Here is an 18326-nt window from a genome sequence, read left to right on the forward strand (position 1 = left end):
CGTCCGTGGCGGTGCTCACGCCCGGGCGGCCCGGGCCGGGCGGCTCAGCCGGCGGTGGGCTCCGCCGTGGCCCCCGGGTCGGCGGTGCTCGCACCGGTGGGCTCCCCGGTGCTGCCGCCGGCGGCCTCGCCGGTGCCCAGCCACTTCGCCTCGAGCTCGGCGAGGCTGCCGTCCTCCTTCATGGTGGCCAGGGACCGGTCGACCTGCTCCAGCAGCGCGGTGTTGCCGGTCTTCACGGCCAGGCCCAGCTGCTCGCCCGTCTCGATCTCCTCGACCAGGCGCAGGTCCGGGTTGTCGGTGATGGCCGGGCCCATCACGGAGATGTTGCCGATCACGCCCTCGACGTCGCCGGTGTTGAGCCCCTGGATCATCAGCGCCGAGTCCTCGTACTGGACGACCTCGGCGCCGTTCTCCTGCGCCTGGGCCTCGCCGGTGGTGGCCTGCTGCACGCCGATGCGCTTGCCGGCGACGTCGCCGACCCCCTGGATGCCGGAGTCCGGGGTCACGAGCAGGGCCAGGTTGTCGTCGAGGTAGGGCTCGGAGAAGTCCATGACGGACTCCCGCTCCTCGTTGATGGTCATCCCCGAGGCCGCGAGGTCGCACTGGTCGGAGTCCAGGGCCACGCCGGACTGGATGCCCTCGAACGAGGTGCGGATGAACTCGGTCTCCACGCCCATGTCCTCGGCGATCGCGTTGACCAGGTCGACGTCGAAGCCGACCGTCTCGCCGTCCTCCGTGTACTCGAACGGGCGGTAGGGGATGTCCGAGCAGACCGTGAGGGTGCCCTCATTGATCAGCTGCACCTCCCCGCCGCCGGCCTCGCCGCCGCCTTCCTCCTCCCCGCCGCCGGCGCAGGCGCTGAGCGCGAGCGCGGAGACGGCGAGCAGGGACAGGGTCCCGCGGGTCCGGCGCTGTGCGGGTCTGGTCATGGAACTGTCCTTCCGTCGGGCGGTGGCGGACCGGGCGGGGGCCGCGGCCGGCCGGTGAATGTGCTTCAGTGTATGGGCAATCCGGTGCCCGCTGTGGCGTGCACCACTTTCGGGGACGGAGGCGAGATGACGACGACGGAGGCGCCGGCCACCGTGCGCGTGGACGTGTGGCTGTGGGCGGTGCGCGTGTTCAGGACCCGCTCCGCCGCCACCGCGGCGTGCCGGGCCGGGCACGTGAAGATCGACGGGACCTCGGTCAAGGCCGCCCAGCCGGTGCGGCCGGGCCAGCGGGTGAGCGTGCGCCGGCCCGGCCACGAGCAGGTGCTCGAGGTCGTGCGGCTGCTGACCAAGCGGGTGGGGGCGCCCGTGGCCGCGCAGGCCTACGTGGACCACAGCCCGCCCCGCACGCCGGCCCTGCACGCGGCGGTGCCCCGCCGCGAGCGGGGCGCGGGCCGGCCGACGAAGAAGGACCGCCGGGAGACGGACCGCCTCCGCGGCCTGTGACCCCCGCCCGCCCCTCCCGCGGGATCCCGGGGTCGCCGCGCGGCCTCACGTCGGCCCCGCCGCGGGCGTGGGGCCCGCGACCGGCGGGGGATCCCGCGGGAGGAGCGCGCGGGGCGGGGGAGAGGCGGGGTCGGGGCGGGTCGCTAGCCTGGTCCGGTGACCACCACCTCCCGCCCCCGCGGTCTCAACCGGCAGATCCTGGCCCTGGCCGTGCCCGCCTTCGGCGCGCTCGTGGCCGAGCCGCTGTTCCTGCTCGCCGACTCGGCGATCGTCGGCCACCTCGGCACCCCGCAGCTCGCCGGCGTCGGTGTCGCGGCGACCGTGGTGCAGACGGTCGTGGGGCTGATGGTCTTCCTGGCCTACTCCACGACGCCGGCGGTGGCCCGCCACCTCGGCGCCGGCCGGCTCGGCGAGGCGCTCGCCGTGGGCCGGGACGGGATGTGGGTCGCCGCGGGGCTGGGCGTGCTCCTCGCCGGGGCCGGCGCGGTGCTGGGCCGGCCGCTGCTGGCGGCCACGGGCGCGAGCGGGGCCGTGCTCGACCACGCCGTCACCTACCTGCTCTGGTCCCTGCCGGGCCTGCCCGCGATGCTGCTCGTGCTCGCCGCCACGGGGGTGCTGCGAGGCCTGCAGGACACCCGCACCCCGCTGGTCATCGCCGGGGTGGGGGCCGCGGCCAACGCCGGGCTGAACCTCGTGCTCGTCCACGGGGCGGGCCTCGGGGTGGCGGGCGCCGCCCTGGGCACCTCGGCGGTGCAGTGGGCCATGGCCCTGGCCTACCTGCGCATCGTCGTGCGGCTGGCCCGGGCGGAGGGGGTCGGGGCCGCCACGAGCCCGGCCCGGGTCCGCGCCCACCTCACCGTGGGGTCGTGGCTGATGCTGCGCACCGTCTCCCTGCGCGTGGCGATCGTGACCACCCTGCTCGTGGTCACCGGCCAGGGGGCCGAGAACCTCGCCGCGCACCAGCTCGTGCTCACCGTCTTCAACTTCCTCGCCTTCGCCCTGGACGCCCTGGCGATCGCCGCGCAGGCGCTGCTGGGCCGCGAGACCGGGGCCCGGGACCTGCGCGACCCGGCGGGACGGCGCGCGGTGCGCGAGCTGATGGACCGGCTCGTGCTGTGGGGACTGGGCTTCGGCGTGGTCACGGGCGTGCTCGTGGCGCTGGTCGGCACCCGCCTGGGCTTCCTGCTCAGCCCCGACCCCGCGGTGCAGTCGCTGTTCGCGGCGGCCCTCGTCGCCGTCGCCGTCGGCCAGCCGCTGGCCTCCTACGTCTTCGTCCTCGACGGCGTGCTCATCGGCGCCGGCGACGCCCGCTACCTCGCCCTCGCCGGGGTGCTCAACCTCGTGCTCTACCTGCCGCTGCTGGCCCTCGTCGCCGCCCGCGGCGGGGACGGGACCGCGGGCCTCGTGTGGCTGTGGACGGCCTACGCCGGCGGCTACATGGGGGCCCGGGCGCTCACCCTCGGCCTGCGCGCCCGGTCCGATGCGTGGTTGACCGCCGCCGCCCGCTGACCGGACCGGTAACAACGGCACATCCGGACCGGGAACGTGGCGCGGATCACCTACGATGCGACCATGACTACTGCGCCTCGCGACAACAACCAGACCTCCGCCGTGATCGTGGGCATCGACGGCTCCGACCAGGCCCGCCACGCGCTCCAGCGGGCGCTCGAGGAGGCCCGTGCGCTCGAGCTGCCCGTCCGGCTCGTCGGCGCCTACCCGGTCATCGGCGTGGGCGACCCCGGCCTGGAGCAGCGCTTCACCGAGGCGGTGACGAAGGAGAACGCCGAGCACCTCGCGGAGGCCCGCGAGCTCGCCCAGCAGGCCGGGGTGCAGGCCGAGACCGTCGAGGCCGGCGGTGACGCCGCCAAGGCGATCGTCGAGCAGTCGGAGGGCGCCGCCCTCGTGGTCATGGGCAAGCGCGGCCGCGGCGGCGCCCTGCGCGGCCGGCTCGGCTCGGTCTCGGCGGCCGTGGCCGCCCACGCCAAGTGCCCCGTCATCATCGTCCCCGAGGCCTCCGAGGACCGCCCCGCCCGGCACGGCGGCGGCGGGGACATGGCCCTCGAGCCCAACGGTCCCGTCAAGGTCGACGAGATCGACTTCTCCGGGCGCGTGGTCGTGGGCCTCGACGCCCTCGGCGCCCGCAACCCGGCCCTGTGGCAGGCGGTCGAGTACGCCCGGGGCCACGGCAGCAAGCTCGCGCTCGTCTCGGTCAACGGCGCCCTGTCCGGCACGCCCTCCTGGTTCCAGGACGAGTTCAACCAGGCCCGCTACTTCCACGAGGCCGAGCAGAAGCTCGCCGAGATCTCCCGCGAGATCGCCGCGGAGCACCCCGAGCTCGAGGTCGAGCACCACATCTTCGTGGGCCGCCCGGCGCGGATCCTCATGCGCGCGACCGACTCCGCCGAGCTGGTCGTGGTCGGCTCCCGGGGCATCGGCGGGTTCCGCGGGCTGCTGCTGGGCTCGGTCTCCCAGGCGGTGCTCGAGAACGCGACGGGCTCCGTGATGGTCGTCCCCTCGCACCCGGCCTGATCCGCTCCTCGACCCTCAGGAGGTCCCCCGGCCATGGCAGCGCAGATCGTCGTCGGCTACGACGGCTCCGAGAACAGCGACCGCGCCCTCGACTGGGCCGTCCGCGAGGCCGCCGCCACGGCGGCGCCGCTGCGGGTGGTCGTGTCCATGGGCCGGCCGGTCGCCGTGGACCCGAGCCTGTACGGGCCCTTCCTCGAGGCGATCGAGGAGGAGGCGGACAAGGTCGCCGCCACGGCGGTGGGCCGGGCCCGGGAGCAGGGCGTCGAGGCGGTCGCGGTCGTGGAGCGCGGGGATGCCGCCGGGGTGCTCGTCGAGGAGTCCCGGGGCGCGGCGGTGCTCGCCGTCGGCCGTCGCGGCCGCCACGGCGTGCGCGGCCGGCTCGGCTCCGTCTCCGCGGCGGTCGCCGCGCACGCCGCCTGCCCCGTCGTGGTGCTGCCGGAGGGCTGGGACCCCGGGGCGGCGCCGCGGCCGGGCACGGCTTTCGACGGGCGCGTGGTGGTGGGCGTGGACCGGCTGGGCCGGGACAACCCCGCCGTGCAGGCCGCCGCCCGCTGGGCCGAGGACCACGGGCTCGGCCTCGTCCTGCTCACGGTGATCCCGGAGGCCCTGAGCATGCCCACGGCCTCCGCCGACCTGGACCGGGCCGTGCGCGAGCAGCTCGTGGGCCCGGCCCAGGCGATGGTCGACCAGGTCGCCGCCGCGGTGCGCGCGGACCGGCCCGGGCTGGAGGTGACCACGGCGGTGCTCTCGGGCGCGCCCACCGACCGGCTCGTCGACGCCGGCCGCCCGGCGGCGCTGCTCGTCGTCGGCTCCCGCGGCTACGGCGGCTTCCGGGGGCTGCTCATGGGCTCGGTCTCCCAGGCCGTGCTCAACGACGGGCGCGGGCCCGTGATGGTCGTGCCCTCCCGCCGGAAGGACTGAGCGCCCGGACCGGCACGCACGGGGCGGCCCCGGGGTCCGGACAGGACTCCCGGGGCCGCCCCGTGCGTGCGGTGCGCGGCCCGTGCTCAGGCCGCGGCGGCCCGCCGTCCCGCCGCCAGGGCCAGCAGCCGCTCGTGGACCGCGGTCTCCCCGGTGAGCTCCGGGTGGAAGGAGATCCCGAGCACGCTGCCGCTCGCGACCGCGACGACCTGCCCGCGGTGACGGGCCAGGACCGCCACGCCGGGACCGGTGCGGGTGACGACCGGCGCCCGGATGAACGCCGCCCGCACCGGGGCCCGCTCCTCGCCCCAGGCCAGGACGGTCTCCTCGGAGGCGGTCTGCGGGCCGAAGGCGTTGCGGGCGACCGTGACGTCCAGGACCTCGAGGCTGCGCTGGCCGGGGGCCGGGTCCTCGATCGCGGCGGCGAGCAGGATCAGCCCCGCGCACGTGCCCAGGGTCGGCAGCCCGCCCAGCACGGCCGCCCGCAGCGGCTCGCGCAGCCCGAACAGCCGCAGCAGCCGGTCCATCGTGGAGGACTCCCCGCCGGGCAGCACGAGGGCGTCCAGCCCGGCGAGGTGCTCCGGGGTGCGCACGAGCACGGGCTCGGCGCCGAGGCCCCGCAGCATCGCGGCGTGCTCGGCGACCCCGCCCTGCAGGGCGAGCACCCCGACCCGGGGCGCGCAGCTCACCAGCCGCGCTCCGCGAGCCGGTGCGGGGCCGGGAGGTCGGCCACGTTGATCCCGACCATGGCCTCGCCGAGCCCGCGGGAGGCCTCGGCGATCTTCTCGGGGTCGTCGTAGAAGGCGGTGGCCTTGACGATGGCCTGGGCGCGGGCGGCGGGGTTGCCGGACTTGAAGATCCCGGAGCCCACGAACACGCCGTCGGCGCCGAGCTGCATCATCATGGCCGCGTCCGCCGGGGTGGCCACGCCGCCGGCGGTGAACAGCACCACGGGCAGCTTCCCGGTCCGGGCCACCTCGAGGACGATGTCGTAGGGCGCGGCGAGCTCCTTCGCCTTGACGTAGAGCGCGTCCGGCGCGGCCCGGTACAGGCCCTGCAGCTCGGCGATCTGGCCGCGGATGGTGCGGATGTGCTTGGTGGCCTCCGAGACGTCGCCGGTGCCGGCCTCGCCCTTGGAGCGGATCATGGCCGCGCCCTCGGCCAGCCGGCGCAGGGCCTCGCCGAGGTTGGTCGCCCCGCACACGAACGGCACGGTGAAGCGCTGCTTGTCGATGTGGTGGACGTAGTCGGCGGGGGAGAGCACCTCGGACTCGTCGATGTAGTCCACGCCGAGGTGCTCGAGCACCTGGGCCTCGACGAAGTGGCCGATGCGGGCCTTGGCCATCACCGGGATCGAGACGGTGTCCACGATCGCCTCGATGAGGTCCGGGTCGGACATGCGGGCCACGCCGCCCTGGGCGCGGATGTCGGCGGGCACCCGCTCGAGGGCCATGACGGCCACGGCCCCGGAGTCCTCGGCGATGCGCGCCTGCTCGGCGGTGACGACGTCCATGATGACGCCGCCCTTGAGCATGTCGGCCAGGCCGCGCTTGACGAGGGGGGAGCCCGTGAGGGGCTGGGCGGGGGAGGTCTGCAGATCGGTCATGGACCCCATCGTCGGGCTTCCCACTGGTCCACCGACAGGTCCACCGGGCGTAGAATCCGGTGGACCAAGAGGGCGGACGACGAGGGCAGGAGGCGCACGTGCGGCACCCCCACGGCGCCGAGCTGCCGCTGCGGCTCGACCGCTCCGACCCGGCCCCGCTGCCGGCCCAGCTGGTCCGGCAGCTGCGCGAGCTCGTGGTCTCCGGGGCCCTGCGCCCCGGGGAGCCCCTGCCCCCGACCCGCGGGCTGGCCGCCCGGCTGGGCGTCTCCCGCGGCACGGTGGTCACCGCCTACGACCAGCTGCACGGCGAGGGCTACCTGCACGCGACCACCGGGGCGACCGTGGTCCACCCCGACCTCGCCCGCCCGGCGGCACCGGCACCCCCGGCCGGGACGGCCGACGCCCGGCCGGTGCGGGCGGCCCGGCCGCGGCGGGAGCGGCCGATGATCGACCTCACCCCCGGGCGCCCCGACACCGCCCGCCTGGCGACCCCCGCGTGGCGGGCCGCGTGGCGCGACGCCGCCGCGGCGGCCGCCGGCGCCGCCCCGCCCCCGCCGCAGGGCTCCGCCGCGCTGCGGGAGCAGATCGCCGAGCACCTGCGGCTGATGCGCGGGGTGGTCCGCGACCCGGAGGACCTGCTCGTGACCACCGGTGCCCGCGACGGCCTCCAGCTGCTGCTGGCCGTGCTGCACGGGCGCGCCGGGCGCCCGCTGCGCGTGGCCGTCGAGGACCCCGGCTACCCGTCCCTGCGCCGGGTCCCGCAGCGGCTGGGTCACGAGGTGCTGCCCGTGCCCCTCGACGCCCACGGCCTCGACCCCGCCCGGCTGCCGGCCGGCGCCTGGGGGGCGGCCGGGGACTGGGAGGTCGAGCGGGCCCCGGACGCGGTGGTCGTCACCCCCAGCCACCAGTACCCCCTGGGCGCGTCCATGCCCGCGGCCCGCCGGCTCGAGCTGCTCGGCTGGGCCCGCGCCCACGGGGCCCTGGTGGTCGAGGACGACTACGACTCGGAGCTGCGCTACGTGGGCGAGCCCCTCCCGGCGCTCGCGGCCCTCGACCGCGCCCCGGGGGCCGACGACGGCGGGCACGTGGCGACCCTCGGCTCCTTCACCAAGGTCCTCGCGCCCGGTCTGGGCGTCGGCCACCTGCTGCCCCCGCCCGCGCTGCGGGAGGAGCTGCTGCGGCTGCGCACCGACCTCGGCAACCCCGCCTCGGCCGTGGCCCAGGACGCCCTGGCCCGGTTCCTGGCCGCGGGCGGGCTGCGCCGGCACACCGCCCGGATGCGCCGGGAGTACCGGCGCCGCCGGGACCTGCTCGCCGCCGCGCTGGCCGGGACGGCAGGGGTCCGGGCCGTGCCCATGGACGGCGGGCTGCACGCCGTCCTGGAGTTCACCGGCGAGGTCCCGCTCGAGGAGCAGGACGTGGTCGACCGCGCCGCCGCCGCAGGGGTGCGGGTCGCGGCGCTGGGCACCTACTGGGCCGAAGGGTCCCGGGGCTCACGCCGCGGCGTGGTCGTCGGCTTCGGGGCGAGCGGGGACGCCGCCGGGGACGACGCCCTGCCGGACGCCCTCGAGGTCCTCGCCGGCGTCCTGGCCCGCCCCTCCGGCACCGCCTGAGCGCGGCCCCTCCCGGGCGCGGGCCGGGGACGCGCGCGGGAGGTGCCGGAGGGACCGGGCCCCCGGCGGACCCGGGGCGGGCGGGCCCCGCCCCGGTGGCTAGACTGGCCGGGGCGCTCCGCCCCCTCCCCGCACCCTTCCGAAAGGCCCGATCCGTGCAGCCCGACCCGAGCACCGGCATCCACCGCGACCTGTTCGCGCCCACGCTGGTGCGCGCGCTCGCGGCCCTCGTGCTCGGGGCCGTGACGATCTTCTGGCAGGAGCCGGGGATGAGCGCCGTGGCGTGGGGCACCGGCCTGTACCTCGCAGCAACCGGGGCGGCGAGCGTCCTGCTGCAGCTGCGGCTCAACGGCAACGACGCCGTCGACCTTGGGCCCGGCCGCCAGGTCCCCCAGTCCTACGGGGTGCTCTACCTCGTCGGCGGCGTCCTCACGGTCCTCGGCGCGGAGGACCCCGCGAGCCTGGTCCTCTATGCCGGGTCGATCATGGGCCTGGCGGGGCTCACCGAGCTCGCCCTGGGCCTGAAGCACCGCACGGACTTCCCCCTGGGCCGGGACTGGACCATCGCCGGGCTCGCCACGGTCCTCGCCGCGACCGGGCTCGTGCTCGTCGTCGACCTCGGCCCCAAGGCCCTGTTCGGCGTGGTCGGCGGCTCCGCGATCGTGATCGGCGTGACCCACCTGCTCGCCGCGCTGACCCTGCGCCACGAGGACCGCCGGGGACGGGCCCCCACCGGGACGGCGTAGACTGGACCACCGCGGGCCGGACCCCGGTCGGGGCCGGCCGCGCCGCGCGGGCCGGACCCCGGCGGCACCACCCCAGCAGCACCTTCCCGAAGGAGGACGAGTGGCACAGCGCAAGGGCTCCCGGGCCGACGTCAAGGGACCGCTCATCCTCTCCACCGTGATGGCCGTGGTCGCCTTCGCCGCCGTGGCGATCTTCGCGACCGGCGGCACCGACAACGCGCTGCGCCTGGACCTGGCCCTCATCGCCGCCGGCATCGCGTTCATCGCAACCGTCGTGGTCAGCGCGACCCTGATGATCGTCGAGCGGCCCAACGACCCGAGCCTGGGCCAGGGCACCGGCGTGAACCGCTCCTCCGCGCGTCTCTACGCCGAGGCCAGGGCCCGGCGCCAGCGCGAGGCGGCCGCCCGCCGCGACGGCGAGGCCGAGTTCGGCCGCCGGGTGCGCCCCGACACCGAGGGCGAGGACCTCCTCGGCCGCGGCCCCGGCACCCCCGACGACGGTCCCGCGGCCCCCCGCTCCTGATCCGGCGGGCCCGCACCCTCCGCGCCGGGCGCGGTGGTCCGGCGCCCGCCGCTCCCGACCCGGATCCCACCGGTCCCGTTTCTGGCCGGTGCGCGCGTCCCACCGGTAGGATCGGCCGGCACGGAGGCGCCCGCCGCGGGCGTGCGCCGCACAGCCACGAGACGGGAGCCACGCATGAGCGATCAGCCGACACAGCCGGCCCAGGGCGAGGGCGAGTTCGAGGAGCAGGTCGAGCACCGGCTCGCGGAGCACCCCGAGCGCTCCGCGGACGACGACGCCGGCGACGTCGCCCAGGAGGACCACAAGGCGTCCCTGCCCGAGCTGGACACCGAGGAGGACAGCCCCGTCAACCCGGGCACGGCCTGAGGCCCCGGCCCGTCGTGCCGTGCCCGGCGGGCCGGGCCGCCCACGGCGGAGGGCCCGCCGCGACAGGAGACCTCCTGTCGCGACGGGCCCTCCGCCGCTGACCGCCGCGGCGGGGAGCGGGCTCAGCGGCCGAAGCCGCGCAGCCGCAGCGAGTTCAGCACCACGAACACGGAGCTGAAGGCCATGGCCGCGCCGGCGACCACGGGGTTGAGCAGCCCGGCGGCGGCCACCGGGATGGCCACCACGTTGTAGGCGAACGCCCAGAACAGGTTGGACTTGATCACGGCCAGGGTCCGGCGGGAGAGCGCGATCGCCGTCGGCACCGCCCGCACGTCGTCGCGCACGATCGTGAGGTCCGCGGCCTCGATGGCCGCGTCCGTGCCGGAGCCCATCGCCACGCCGAGGTCGGCCTGGGCGAGCGCGGCGGCGTCGTTGACGCCGTCGCCGACCATGGCCACCACCCGGCCCTCGTCCTGCAGGTCCCGAACGACCGCGACCTTGCCCTCCGGGGAGACGTCCGCGACGACGTCCCCGGCGGCGATGCCGACCTCGGCCGCCACGGCCCGGGCCACGGGCCCGTTGTCGCCGGTCAGCAGCATCGGGCGCAGCCCGAGCTCCCGGAGCCGGTCCACGGCCTCGCGGGCGCCGTCCTTGACGGTGTCGGCGAGGTCCACGAACCCGGCCAGCGCCCCGTCGACGGCCACGAGGACGGTGGTGAACCCGCCGCCCTGCGCCCGGCGCAGGGCCTCCTGCTGGGTGTCGTCGAGCCGGATCCCGTTCTGCGCGAGCCAGGTGGTGCGCCCGACGACGACGGAGCGCGAGTGCATGCCGTCGGCCACGTGGGCGCGCACGCCGCCGCCGGGGGCGGAGACGAAGCGGGAGACGGGGAAGCGGTGCGGGGTGGCGGCCGCGATCGCGCGGGCGATCGGGTGCTCGGAGGAGTCCTCCACGGAGGCCGCGAGGTCCAGGACCTGGTCCTTCGACCACGCGGAGAGCGGGGTCACGGCGGCCACGGCGAGCCGGCCGCTGGTGACGGTGCCGGTCTTGTCGAGGACCACGGTGTCGACGGTGCGGGTGTCCTCGAGCACCTCGGCGCTCTTGATGAGGATCCCCAGCTGGGCCCCGCGGCCGGTGCCCGTGAGCAGGGCCGTGGGGGTCGCCAGGCCCAGCGCGCACGGGCAGGCGATGACGAGCACGGAGACGGCGGCCACGAAGGAGGCGTGCACGTCCCCGGTCAGCAGCAGCCAGCCGGTGAGCGTGGCCAGGGCGAGCACGAGCACGACCGGGACGAAGACCCCGGAGATGCGGTCGGCCAGCCGGGCCACGGGGGCCTTGGTGGCCTGGGCCCGGGAGACCATCCGGCCCATCTGGGCCAGGGTCGTGTCGGCGCCCACGCGGGTGGCCTCGACCACGAGCCGGCCGGTGGTGTTGACGGTCGCGCCCGTGACCGTGTCCCCCTCGGCGACCTCGACCGGCAGGGACTCGCCGGTGAGCAGGGAGGTGTCCACGGCGGAGCGGCCCTCGAGGACCGTGCCGTCGGTGGGGATCTTCTCCCCGGGGCGCACCAGGATCCGGTCGCCCGGGCGCAGGGCCTCCGCGGGCACCCGCACCTGCTGCCCGTCGCGCAGCACGACCGCGTCCTTCGCGCCGAGCTCCAGCAGGGCGCGCAGCGCCTCGCCGGAGCGGGCCTTGGCCCGGGCCTCGAGCCAGCGCCCGAGCAGCAGGAACGCGGTGACGAGCGCGCCGGTCTCGAAGTAGAGCTGGTGGCCGCTCATGTCCATGGCGTGGCCGAGCATCGCCCCGGCCGTCATGTCCGGGTCGCGCAGCAGGTTCCACAGCGAGAACAGGTAGGCGGCGGACACGCCCAGGGAGACGAGGGTGTCCATGGTGGAGGTCAGGTGCCGGGCGTTGACGGCCGCCGAGCGGTGGAAGGGCCAGGCCGCCCACGTGACGACCGGCAGGCTCAGGACCGCGACCACCCAGCCCCAGTGCGGGAACTGCAGCCCCGGGACCATGGAGATCGCGAACACCGGCACGGACAGCGCGGCGGCGACCACGAGCCGGCGGCGCAGCGACTCGGGGGAGCGCAGCGAGGACGCCTCGCGCCCGGCCACCCGGGTCATGGCGTCGGGGCCGGGCCGCGCCCCGCCGTCGTCGTCCCCGGCCGCGCCGGAGGGCCCGGCGGAGCCGCCCGGGGCGGACCCGTCCTGCAGGACGGCCCCGTACCCGGCGTTCTCCACGGTGCGCAGGATCTCCTCGTCGCTCACGCCCTCGGGGGCGTGGACGGTCGCGGTCTCCAGGGCCAGGTTCACGGAGGCGTCGACGCCCTCGAGCTTCCCGAGCTTCTTCTCGACCCGGGCCACGCACGAGGAGCAGGTCATCCCGGTGATGCCGAGCTCGAGGGTGCGCAGCGGCCCCGCGACCTCGGCCGGGGCGGGGGTGCGGGTCTCAGGCAATGCTGTACCCCGCTTCCTCGACGGCCTCCTGGACCTCGGCCGGGCTCAGCTCGCGCCCGGCGGTGACGGTCACGGGGGAGACCCCGCCGGCGACGAGGTCGACGTCGACGGCCTGGACGCCCTCCAGGGCGGTGAGCTCCTCGGTGACGGCGGCGACGCAGTGGCCGCAGGTCATCCCGGACACGTTGATGACGGTCTGCACGGTGTGCTCCTCGTGGGTCGTGGTGCTGATGGGGTGGTTCCGGTGGGCCGTGGTCAGCTCTTGACCAGGCGTGCGATGGCGGCGGAGGCTTCGCGCAGCTTCTCGTCGACGTCCGCGGTGCCGCCGGTCTCCTGGGCCGCCTGCACGGCACCGGCCACGCAGTGGTTCAGGTGCTCGTCGAGCAGGCCCAGGCTCACGGAGCGCAGCGCCGACTGGATCGCGGAGATCTGGGTGAGGACGTCGATGCAGTACTGGTCCTCCTCGACCATGCGGTGGATGCCGCGGACCTGGCCCTCGATGCGGCGCAGGCGCTTGAGCCAGGCGTCTTTCTCCTGGGTGTAGCCGTGCGGCGGCAGGTTCTCGGTCACGGTCCCTCCTCGGTCGTCCTGCCCCGAGGTTATACCCCCTAGGGGTATGGTGCAACCCCCGGTGCCCGTGCGATGTGCGAATCTTGGGGCATGGCTTCACCGATCGAGGACTACGCCCTGCTCTCGAACATGCGCACCGGCCCGCTCGTCTCCCGCAGCGGGTCGCTGGACTGGCTGTGCGCCCCGCGGTTCGACGCGCCCTCGGTCTTCGGGGCCCTGCTCGGGGAGCCCGAGCACGGGCGCTGGCTGCTCGCCCCCGCCGGGGCCGTGGACGAGGCCGGGGACCTGCTCGAGGACGACGACGCCGACGCCCAGGTCGCCGAGCGGTTCTACGTGGAGAACACCTTCGTCCTGCAGACCGTCTGGGTCACCGACACCGGCTCCGTGCGCGTGACCGACTTCCTGCCGCTGACCTCCCGCACCGACGTCGTGCGCCGCGTCGAGGGCCTCACCGGCGAGGTCGAGATGTACCAGGAGCTGCGGATCCGCTTCGGCTACGGCGCCGTGGTGCCCTGGGTCAGCCGCTTCGAGGGGGAGCTCGGCCCCGACGGCGAGGAGGCCGCGCCCCCGATGCTCGTGGCCATGGCCGGGCCCGACGCCGTCGTGCTGCGCGGGGAGCCCCTGCCCGAGGCCGCGAGCGACGACGACGAGCGCCGCCACCGCGGGACGTTCACGGTCTCGGCCGGGCAGGCCCGCGACTTCGTGCTCACCCACTTCGCCTCCCACCGCTCGCCCCCGGCGCCCATCGACGTCAACGAGCAGCTCAACCGCACTGTGGAGCTGTGGCAGGAGTGGTCCGGGCTCTACGGGCCCGCCGAGGCGGGGGCCGAGGAGCCCGACGGGCCCGCGGCCGGGCACGAGCCCGCCCCGGCCGAGCGCACCGGGGCCGTGCGCCGGTCCCTGCTCGTGGTCCGCGCCCTGATGCACCAGGAGACCGGCGGGCTCGTGGCCGCCCCCACCACGTCCCTGCCCGAGGTGATAGGCGGCGAGCGCAACTGGGACCACCGCTTCGCCTGGCTGCGCGACGCCGCCACCGCCCTCGAGGTCATGCTCGACCACGGCCACGACCGGGAGGCCTCCCAGCTGCGCAACTGGCTGCTGCGCTCGGTGGCCGGGGACCCCCACGACCTGCAGAACCTCTACGGCGTGGCCGGGGAGCGGCGCGGGCGCGAGCACCAGCTCGACCTGCCCGGCTACGAGCGCTCCCGGCCCGTGCGCGAGGGCAACGGCACCGCCGTGCACCACCAGTCCGACGCCGTGGGCCACGTGATGGTCGTGTTCGAGCGGCTGCGCCGGCGCGGGGCCGCCGAGGACCACCTCTCGTGGCCGCTGCAGCAGGCGATGCTGCGCTCCGTCGTGGAGAACTACGAGGTCCAGGACCAGGGCCTGTGGGAGATGCGCGGCGAGCGCCAGTACTACACGCACTCCCGGGTGCTCATGTGGGCCGCCCTCCAGGCCGGGGTGGACGCCGTGCGCGTGCACGGGCTGCCCGGCGACGCCGCGCTGTGGGAGCAGCTGCGGGACGCGCTCGCCGAGGAGATCTGGACCTCCGGCTACGACCCCGAGATCGGCTCGTTCGTCCAGTACTACGGGACCACGAGCGTGGACGCCTCCCTGCTGCAGCTGCCGCAGGTCGGCTTCGTGGCCCACGACGACGAGCGGATGCTCGGGACCGTGCGGCGGATCGAGGAGCAGCTGCGCCACCCGTGCGGGCTGATCCACCGCTACCGCAACGTCCTCGGCCCGGTGGACCCCGCCGACCCCGACGCCTACGCGGGCGTCATCGGCGTCGACGGCTTCCCCGGCCAGGACCCTCCGCACCTCGGGGCGTCCCTGTGGCTGGCCGCCCAGTACGCCCGCACCGGCCGGCGGGAGGACGCCGAGCGGCTCGTGGACCGGGTGCTCGCCACGGCCAACGACCTCGGCCTGCTGGCCACCGAGTACTCGCCCGAGCTGCACCGGCTCACCGGCAACTTCCCGCAGACCCTCACCCACCTCGCGCTCGTGCAGGCCCTCGACGCCCTGGACGCCCTCGACGCGCCCGCGGAGCCCTCTGCGGCGCCGGAGGGCTCCTCCGCCGCCGGGGAGGCCCCGTCCGCCGTCCCGTCGTACGCGGCCCCGCCGGCCGGGGCGGCCGGCGGGGAGCCGGCGTGAGCTCCGCGGCCGCCGTGCCGTGGCGGTCCTCGCCGGCGGTGCGGATCGGGCTGTCCCTGTCCGTGGCCACGGGACTGTACGGGATCTCCTTCGGCGCCCTGTCCGTCGCGGCGGGGCTGACGTTCTGGCAGACGGTGGCGCTGTCCGCGCTGATGTTCACCGGCGGGTCGCAGTTCGCGTTCATCGGGGTGCTCTCCGGCGGCGGCGCCGGGGCCTCCGCGCTCGGGGCGGCCACGCTGCTGGGGGTGCGCAACGCCGTCTACGGGATGAGCATGAACGCCCTCGTGCGCCCCCGCGGCTGGAAGAGGGTGCTCGCGGCGCACGTGACCATCGACGAGTCCAACGCGGCCGCGTCCTCCCAGACCGACCCGGTCGAGGAGCGGCGCGGGTTCTGGGTCGCCGGGCTGGGCGTGTGGGTGCTGTGGAACCTGTTCACCGTGCTGGGGGCGCTGCTGGGCAACGCCCTGGGCGACCCCGCCCGGTGGGGTCTCGACGGCGCCGCCGTCGCCGCGTTCCTGGGCCTGCTGTGGCCGCGGCTGAGCGCGCGCGAGCCCGTGGCGGTGGCCGCCGTCTGCGCGCTCGTCACGGCGCTGACGATCCCCGTGCTCCCGCCCGGGGTGCCGATCCTCGTGGCCGCGGTCGTCGCCGGGGCGATCGGCTGGGCCCGCCGCGGCGGGGGCGGCGACGGCGCCCCCGCGCCCCGGGTCGGCTGCCGGGAGGCCGGGGCATGAGCACCTGGTTCTGGGTCCTCGCCGCCGCCGGGCTGGCCTTCGCCCTGAAGTTCGTGGGCTACCTCGTGCCCGACCGGGTGCTCGACGACCCCCGGGTGGGCCGGATGGCCGGGACGGTCACGGTCGGGCTGCTCGCGGCGCTCGTGGTGATGAACGCCGTGGGCTCCGGGCAGGCGATCGTGCTCGACGCCCGGGTGGGCGCCCTGGCCGTGGCCGCGGCGGCGCTGCTGCTGCGTGCCCCGTTCCTGGTCGTCGTGGTCCTCGGCGCGGCCGCCGCGGCGGTGCTGCGCCTGCTCGGGCTCCCCTGAGCCCGTCCCGGCTCAGGCGGCCGCGGGGAGGACGTTGTGGTTGCGCCGCAGCAGGTTCTGCGGGTCGTAGCGCAGCTTCAGCTCGGCCAGCAGGCGGTGCTTCTCCGGTCCCCACGACCGCCGGGCGGCCTCGGCACCCGGAGGAGCGCCCTCGGCGCCGAGGAAGTTCACGTACTCCCCGCGGTCGGCGAAGGGCAGCAGCCGGGCGTGGGCGGACCGGGCGAAGGCGGTGAGCCGCTCGTCCTCGGCCGGGTCCTGCCAGAACCCGTAGACGTTGAGCCACAGCTGCGCCGACCGGTTCGGGAACGCGGTCGTGCCCTCCGGCACCCGGCCGAAGAACCCGCCCATCAGGTGCAGGTCGATGCCCGTGCCCGCCCAGCCGACCTCGCCGGCGACCGCCACGAGGACGTCCAGCATCCGCTCGTCCGGGCCGGCGAACGAGAGGTTCTTCCAGTACCCCCGGGACCCGGTGGGGAACAGCCCGTCCATCGCGGACTGCCACTGCGGCCAGGGCAGCGCGGCGATCTCCTCCCCGTCGGGCGGCGCGGCCGTCCGCAGCCGGTCCACGAGGGCCAGGCCCGCGGCGTGGTCGGGGTCCGCCCACGCGAAGGCCACGAGCATCACGGTGTCCTCCCCGACGCCGAACTCGGGGGGCATCCGCAGGAAGGAGACGATCGGGTTCATCGCGTCGGGCAGCTCCTGCGACCAGCGGCCGAAGGCGCGCAGGGCGCTGCGCCAGTGCTCCCGCGCCCACACGAGGGTGCCGGTGAGCACCGGGGCCGGCAGGGGCCGGGCCCGGAAGACGAACGAGGTGACCACCCCGAGGTTCCCGCCGCCGCCGCGCAGGCCCCAGAACAGGTCCGGGTTGTGCACCGAGCTCGCGTGCAGGTGCTCGCGGGTGCCCGTCACGACGTCGGCGGCCAGGAGGCTGTCCAGGGCCAGGCCCCAGGTGCGGGTCAGCCACCCGACGCCGCCGCCGAGGGTCAGGCCCGCCACGCCCGTCGCGCTCACCACCCCCAGGGGCACGGCCAGCCCGTGCGGGGCGGTCGCGGCGTCGACGTCGGCCAGGGTCGCCCCGGGCGCCACGACGACCTCGCGGCTGTCCGGGTCCACCGCCACCGCGCGCAGGCCGCCGAGGTCGAGCACGATCCCGTCCTCGACCGTGCCGTGGCCCGCGACGCCGTGGCCGCCGCCGCGCACCGCCAGCGGCAGCCCGGTGTGCTGGACGGCGCCGAGGACGGGGTCGACGTCGGCGACCGAGCCGGCCCGCACCACGGCGGCGGGGCGGAGGTCGATCATGCCGTTCCACACCCGGCGGGCGTCGTCGTAGCCGGGGTCGCCGGGCACGGTCACGGTGCCCGTGAGGTGGTCCCGGAGCTCGTCGAGGGGTGGCCGGGGCGTGCTCCCGGGCCTGGGCTGCTGCGCGGCGTTCATCGGAGCGGCTTCCTGTGCACGGGGGTGCTCCCCCGACCTGGTGAGCGGATCGGTGCCGGCGCGGTCGCCGGAGCGACCCGTGGGGTGGTGCCCCTCATTCTAGGTCCGGGGCGGGGGCCCGCCAACGGGTCGGCCCAGGTCACGGCCGGGATCCGTGCGCCCGGCCCCGGGGCCCGCTCAGGCGAGGGGCAGCACGGGCGGGACGACGCCGTCCTCGATGGCGCGCTTGTAGAGCTCGAGCTTCGTGCGGGCCGGGCGCTCGACGAGCGCGTACTTGCGGCGGATCCGCTTCAGGTGCTCCTCGACCGTGGACTCGGCGATGCCCAGCGTCGCGGCGACCTCCTGCTCCTGGAGGCCCTCCACGTAGTGGGTGAGCACCTCCCGCTCCCGCGCCGAGAGCTTGGCGGGCGAGCGGTCGGGCAGGGAGGCCAGGGCCGACTGGAGCTGGTCGCTGACGAAGTCCCCGAGCTGGCAGGCCAGGCGCATCGTGCGGAACACCGAGCGGATCGGCTCCCACTTGCCCACGGCCCCGGCCGCCCCGAAGGCCAGCGCGGAGCGCACGCGGGCGACGTCCGTGTGGGAGGCCAGCACGACCACGGCGTGGTCGTGGGCGGTGAGGTCGGCGATGTTCTGGGCCGTGCTGCGCCCGTCGAGGGTGTCCATGCTCAGCAGCACCACGGGCGCCTCGAGCGGGCCCTGCTCGAGCAGCTCCGCCACGGTCCCGGCCGCCGCCCCGATGCGCACCCCGTGCTCGGGGTGGTCCTGGGACTCCCGCTGCATGGCGATGCGGGTCATGGGCTGGGGACTGATGACGGCGGCGTGCAGCATGGGGCGGGCTCCTGGGATCGTCCCGCCCGGCGGGGCGGGTCTCCGGGGACCGGGGGAGGCCGGACCGCTCCGGCGCCCGGACGGCGACGACGACGGACCCGCCCGGCC

Annotated in this window: 19 protein-coding genes; 11 read left to right on the plus strand and 8 right to left on the minus strand. The window is 76.4% G+C overall.

Annotated features, from left to right (window positions below; all coding sequences use genetic code 11):
* Positions 1 to 44: 44 nt before the first annotated feature.
* Positions 45 to 929 carry an ABC transporter substrate-binding protein gene (locus LQU92_RS08155; protein WP_230779779.1) on the minus strand — a complete coding sequence of 295 codons (885 nt, stop codon included), beginning with the start codon at positions 927 to 929 and terminating at the stop codon, positions 45 to 47.
* Positions 930 to 1055: 126 nt separating this feature from the next.
* Between LQU92_RS08155 and LQU92_RS08160 the strand changes: the two genes are divergently transcribed.
* The 4 genes from LQU92_RS08160 to LQU92_RS08175 all read left to right on the plus strand — a co-directional run bounded on the left by LQU92_RS08160 (position 1056) and on the right by LQU92_RS08175 (position 4883).
* On the plus strand, positions 1056 to 1433 hold the full coding sequence (locus LQU92_RS08160; protein ID WP_230779781.1) for an RNA-binding S4 domain-containing protein: 378 nt from the start codon (positions 1056 to 1058) through the stop codon (positions 1431 to 1433).
* A 156-nt stretch (positions 1434 to 1589) separates the two neighbouring features.
* Entirely contained in the window at positions 1590 to 2942 is a 1353-nt protein-coding gene (locus LQU92_RS08165; protein WP_230779783.1) for an MATE family efflux transporter, read from the plus strand.
* Between the two features lie 63 nt (positions 2943 to 3005).
* Positions 3006 to 3962: a universal stress protein gene (locus LQU92_RS08170; RefSeq protein WP_058857400.1), complete on the plus strand. Its 957-nt coding sequence runs from the start codon at positions 3006 to 3008 to the stop codon at positions 3960 to 3962.
* A gap of 33 nt (positions 3963 to 3995) precedes the next feature.
* On the plus strand, positions 3996 to 4883 hold the full coding sequence (locus LQU92_RS08175; RefSeq protein ID WP_230779786.1) for a universal stress protein: 888 nt from the start codon (positions 3996 to 3998) through the stop codon (positions 4881 to 4883).
* 86 nt (positions 4884 to 4969) lie between these two features.
* On the opposite strand, the gene pdxT is transcribed toward LQU92_RS08175, so the two are convergent.
* Complete coding sequence (gene pdxT / locus LQU92_RS08180) at positions 4970 to 5572, minus strand: pyridoxal 5'-phosphate synthase glutaminase subunit PdxT (RefSeq protein WP_308071610.1); 603 nt, start codon at positions 5570 to 5572, stop codon at positions 4970 to 4972.
* Positions 5569 to 6489 carry a pyridoxal 5'-phosphate synthase lyase subunit PdxS gene (gene pdxS, locus LQU92_RS08185; protein ID WP_058857397.1) on the minus strand — a complete coding sequence of 307 codons (921 nt, stop codon included), beginning with the start codon at positions 6487 to 6489 and terminating at the stop codon, positions 5569 to 5571. Before pdxS ends, pdxT begins: the two co-directional genes overlap by 4 nt.
* A 98-nt stretch (positions 6490 to 6587) precedes the next feature.
* Here pdxS and LQU92_RS08190 point away from each other — a divergent pair, with 98 nt between their 5' ends.
* The 4 genes from LQU92_RS08190 (at position 6588) to LQU92_RS08205 (ending at position 9737) form a co-directional block, all read left to right on the plus strand.
* Complete coding sequence (locus tag LQU92_RS08190) at positions 6588 to 8102, plus strand: PLP-dependent aminotransferase family protein (RefSeq protein WP_230779788.1); 1515 nt, start codon at positions 6588 to 6590, stop codon at positions 8100 to 8102.
* A gap of 155 nt (positions 8103 to 8257) precedes the next feature.
* Positions 8258 to 8848: a hypothetical protein gene (locus LQU92_RS08195; RefSeq protein WP_180814619.1), complete on the plus strand. Its 591-nt coding sequence runs from the start codon at positions 8258 to 8260 to the stop codon at positions 8846 to 8848.
* 100 nt (positions 8849 to 8948) lie between these two features.
* Positions 8949 to 9371, plus strand: a complete 423-nt coding sequence (locus LQU92_RS08200) for a hypothetical protein (RefSeq protein ID WP_101851465.1) — start codon at positions 8949 to 8951, stop codon at positions 9369 to 9371.
* Between the two features lie 174 nt (positions 9372 to 9545).
* Entirely contained in the window at positions 9546 to 9737 is a 192-nt protein-coding gene (locus tag LQU92_RS08205) for a hypothetical protein (RefSeq protein WP_058857394.1), read from the plus strand.
* Between the two features lie 122 nt (positions 9738 to 9859).
* Here LQU92_RS08205 and LQU92_RS08210 read toward each other — a convergent pair whose 3' ends face one another.
* From LQU92_RS08210 to LQU92_RS08220, 3 genes are all read right to left on the minus strand, one after another.
* Positions 9860 to 12118 carry a cation-translocating P-type ATPase gene (locus LQU92_RS08210; protein ID WP_230780372.1) on the minus strand — a complete coding sequence of 753 codons (2259 nt, stop codon included), beginning with the start codon at positions 12116 to 12118 and terminating at the stop codon, positions 9860 to 9862.
* A gap of 67 nt (positions 12119 to 12185) precedes the next feature.
* Complete coding sequence (locus LQU92_RS08215) at positions 12186 to 12395, minus strand: heavy-metal-associated domain-containing protein (protein ID WP_230779790.1); 210 nt, start codon at positions 12393 to 12395, stop codon at positions 12186 to 12188.
* A gap of 53 nt (positions 12396 to 12448) precedes the next feature.
* Complete coding sequence (locus tag LQU92_RS08220; protein ID WP_230779792.1) at positions 12449 to 12763, minus strand: metal-sensitive transcriptional regulator; 315 nt, start codon at positions 12761 to 12763, stop codon at positions 12449 to 12451.
* A 90-nt stretch (positions 12764 to 12853) separates the two neighbouring features.
* Between LQU92_RS08220 and LQU92_RS08225 the strand changes: the two genes are divergently transcribed.
* The 3 genes from LQU92_RS08225 to LQU92_RS08235 are packed head-to-tail and all read left to right on the plus strand — an operon-like array spanning position 12854 to position 15956.
* Positions 12854 to 14917 carry a glycoside hydrolase family 15 protein gene (locus tag LQU92_RS08225; RefSeq protein ID WP_230779794.1) on the plus strand — a complete coding sequence of 688 codons (2064 nt, stop codon included), beginning with the start codon at positions 12854 to 12856 and terminating at the stop codon, positions 14915 to 14917.
* A complete protein-coding gene (locus LQU92_RS08230) occupies positions 14914 to 15648 on the plus strand; it encodes an AzlC family ABC transporter permease (RefSeq protein ID WP_230779796.1) in 735 nt (244 codons plus the stop codon). The genes LQU92_RS08225 and LQU92_RS08230 overlap by 4 nt, the downstream gene beginning before the upstream one ends.
* Positions 15645 to 15956 carry an AzlD domain-containing protein gene (locus LQU92_RS08235; protein ID WP_101851469.1) on the plus strand — a complete coding sequence of 104 codons (312 nt, stop codon included), beginning with the start codon at positions 15645 to 15647 and terminating at the stop codon, positions 15954 to 15956. Before LQU92_RS08230 ends, LQU92_RS08235 begins: the two co-directional genes overlap by 4 nt.
* A 12-nt stretch (positions 15957 to 15968) precedes the next feature.
* Here LQU92_RS08235 and LQU92_RS08240 read toward each other — a convergent pair whose 3' ends face one another.
* On the minus strand, positions 15969 to 17390 hold the full coding sequence (locus tag LQU92_RS08240) for an FAD-binding oxidoreductase (protein ID WP_230779797.1): 1422 nt from the start codon (positions 17388 to 17390) through the stop codon (positions 15969 to 15971).
* A 177-nt stretch (positions 17391 to 17567) separates the two neighbouring features.
* Positions 17568 to 18218, minus strand: coding sequence for a response regulator transcription factor (locus LQU92_RS08245; protein ID WP_180814620.1), 651 nt, complete (start codon positions 18216 to 18218; stop codon positions 17568 to 17570).
* Positions 18219 to 18326 lie beyond the last annotated feature (108 nt).

This window comes from Kocuria sp. LUK (genome assembly GCF_021012935.1).
Lineage (GTDB): Bacteria > Actinomycetota > Actinomycetes > Actinomycetales > Micrococcaceae > Kocuria > Kocuria flava.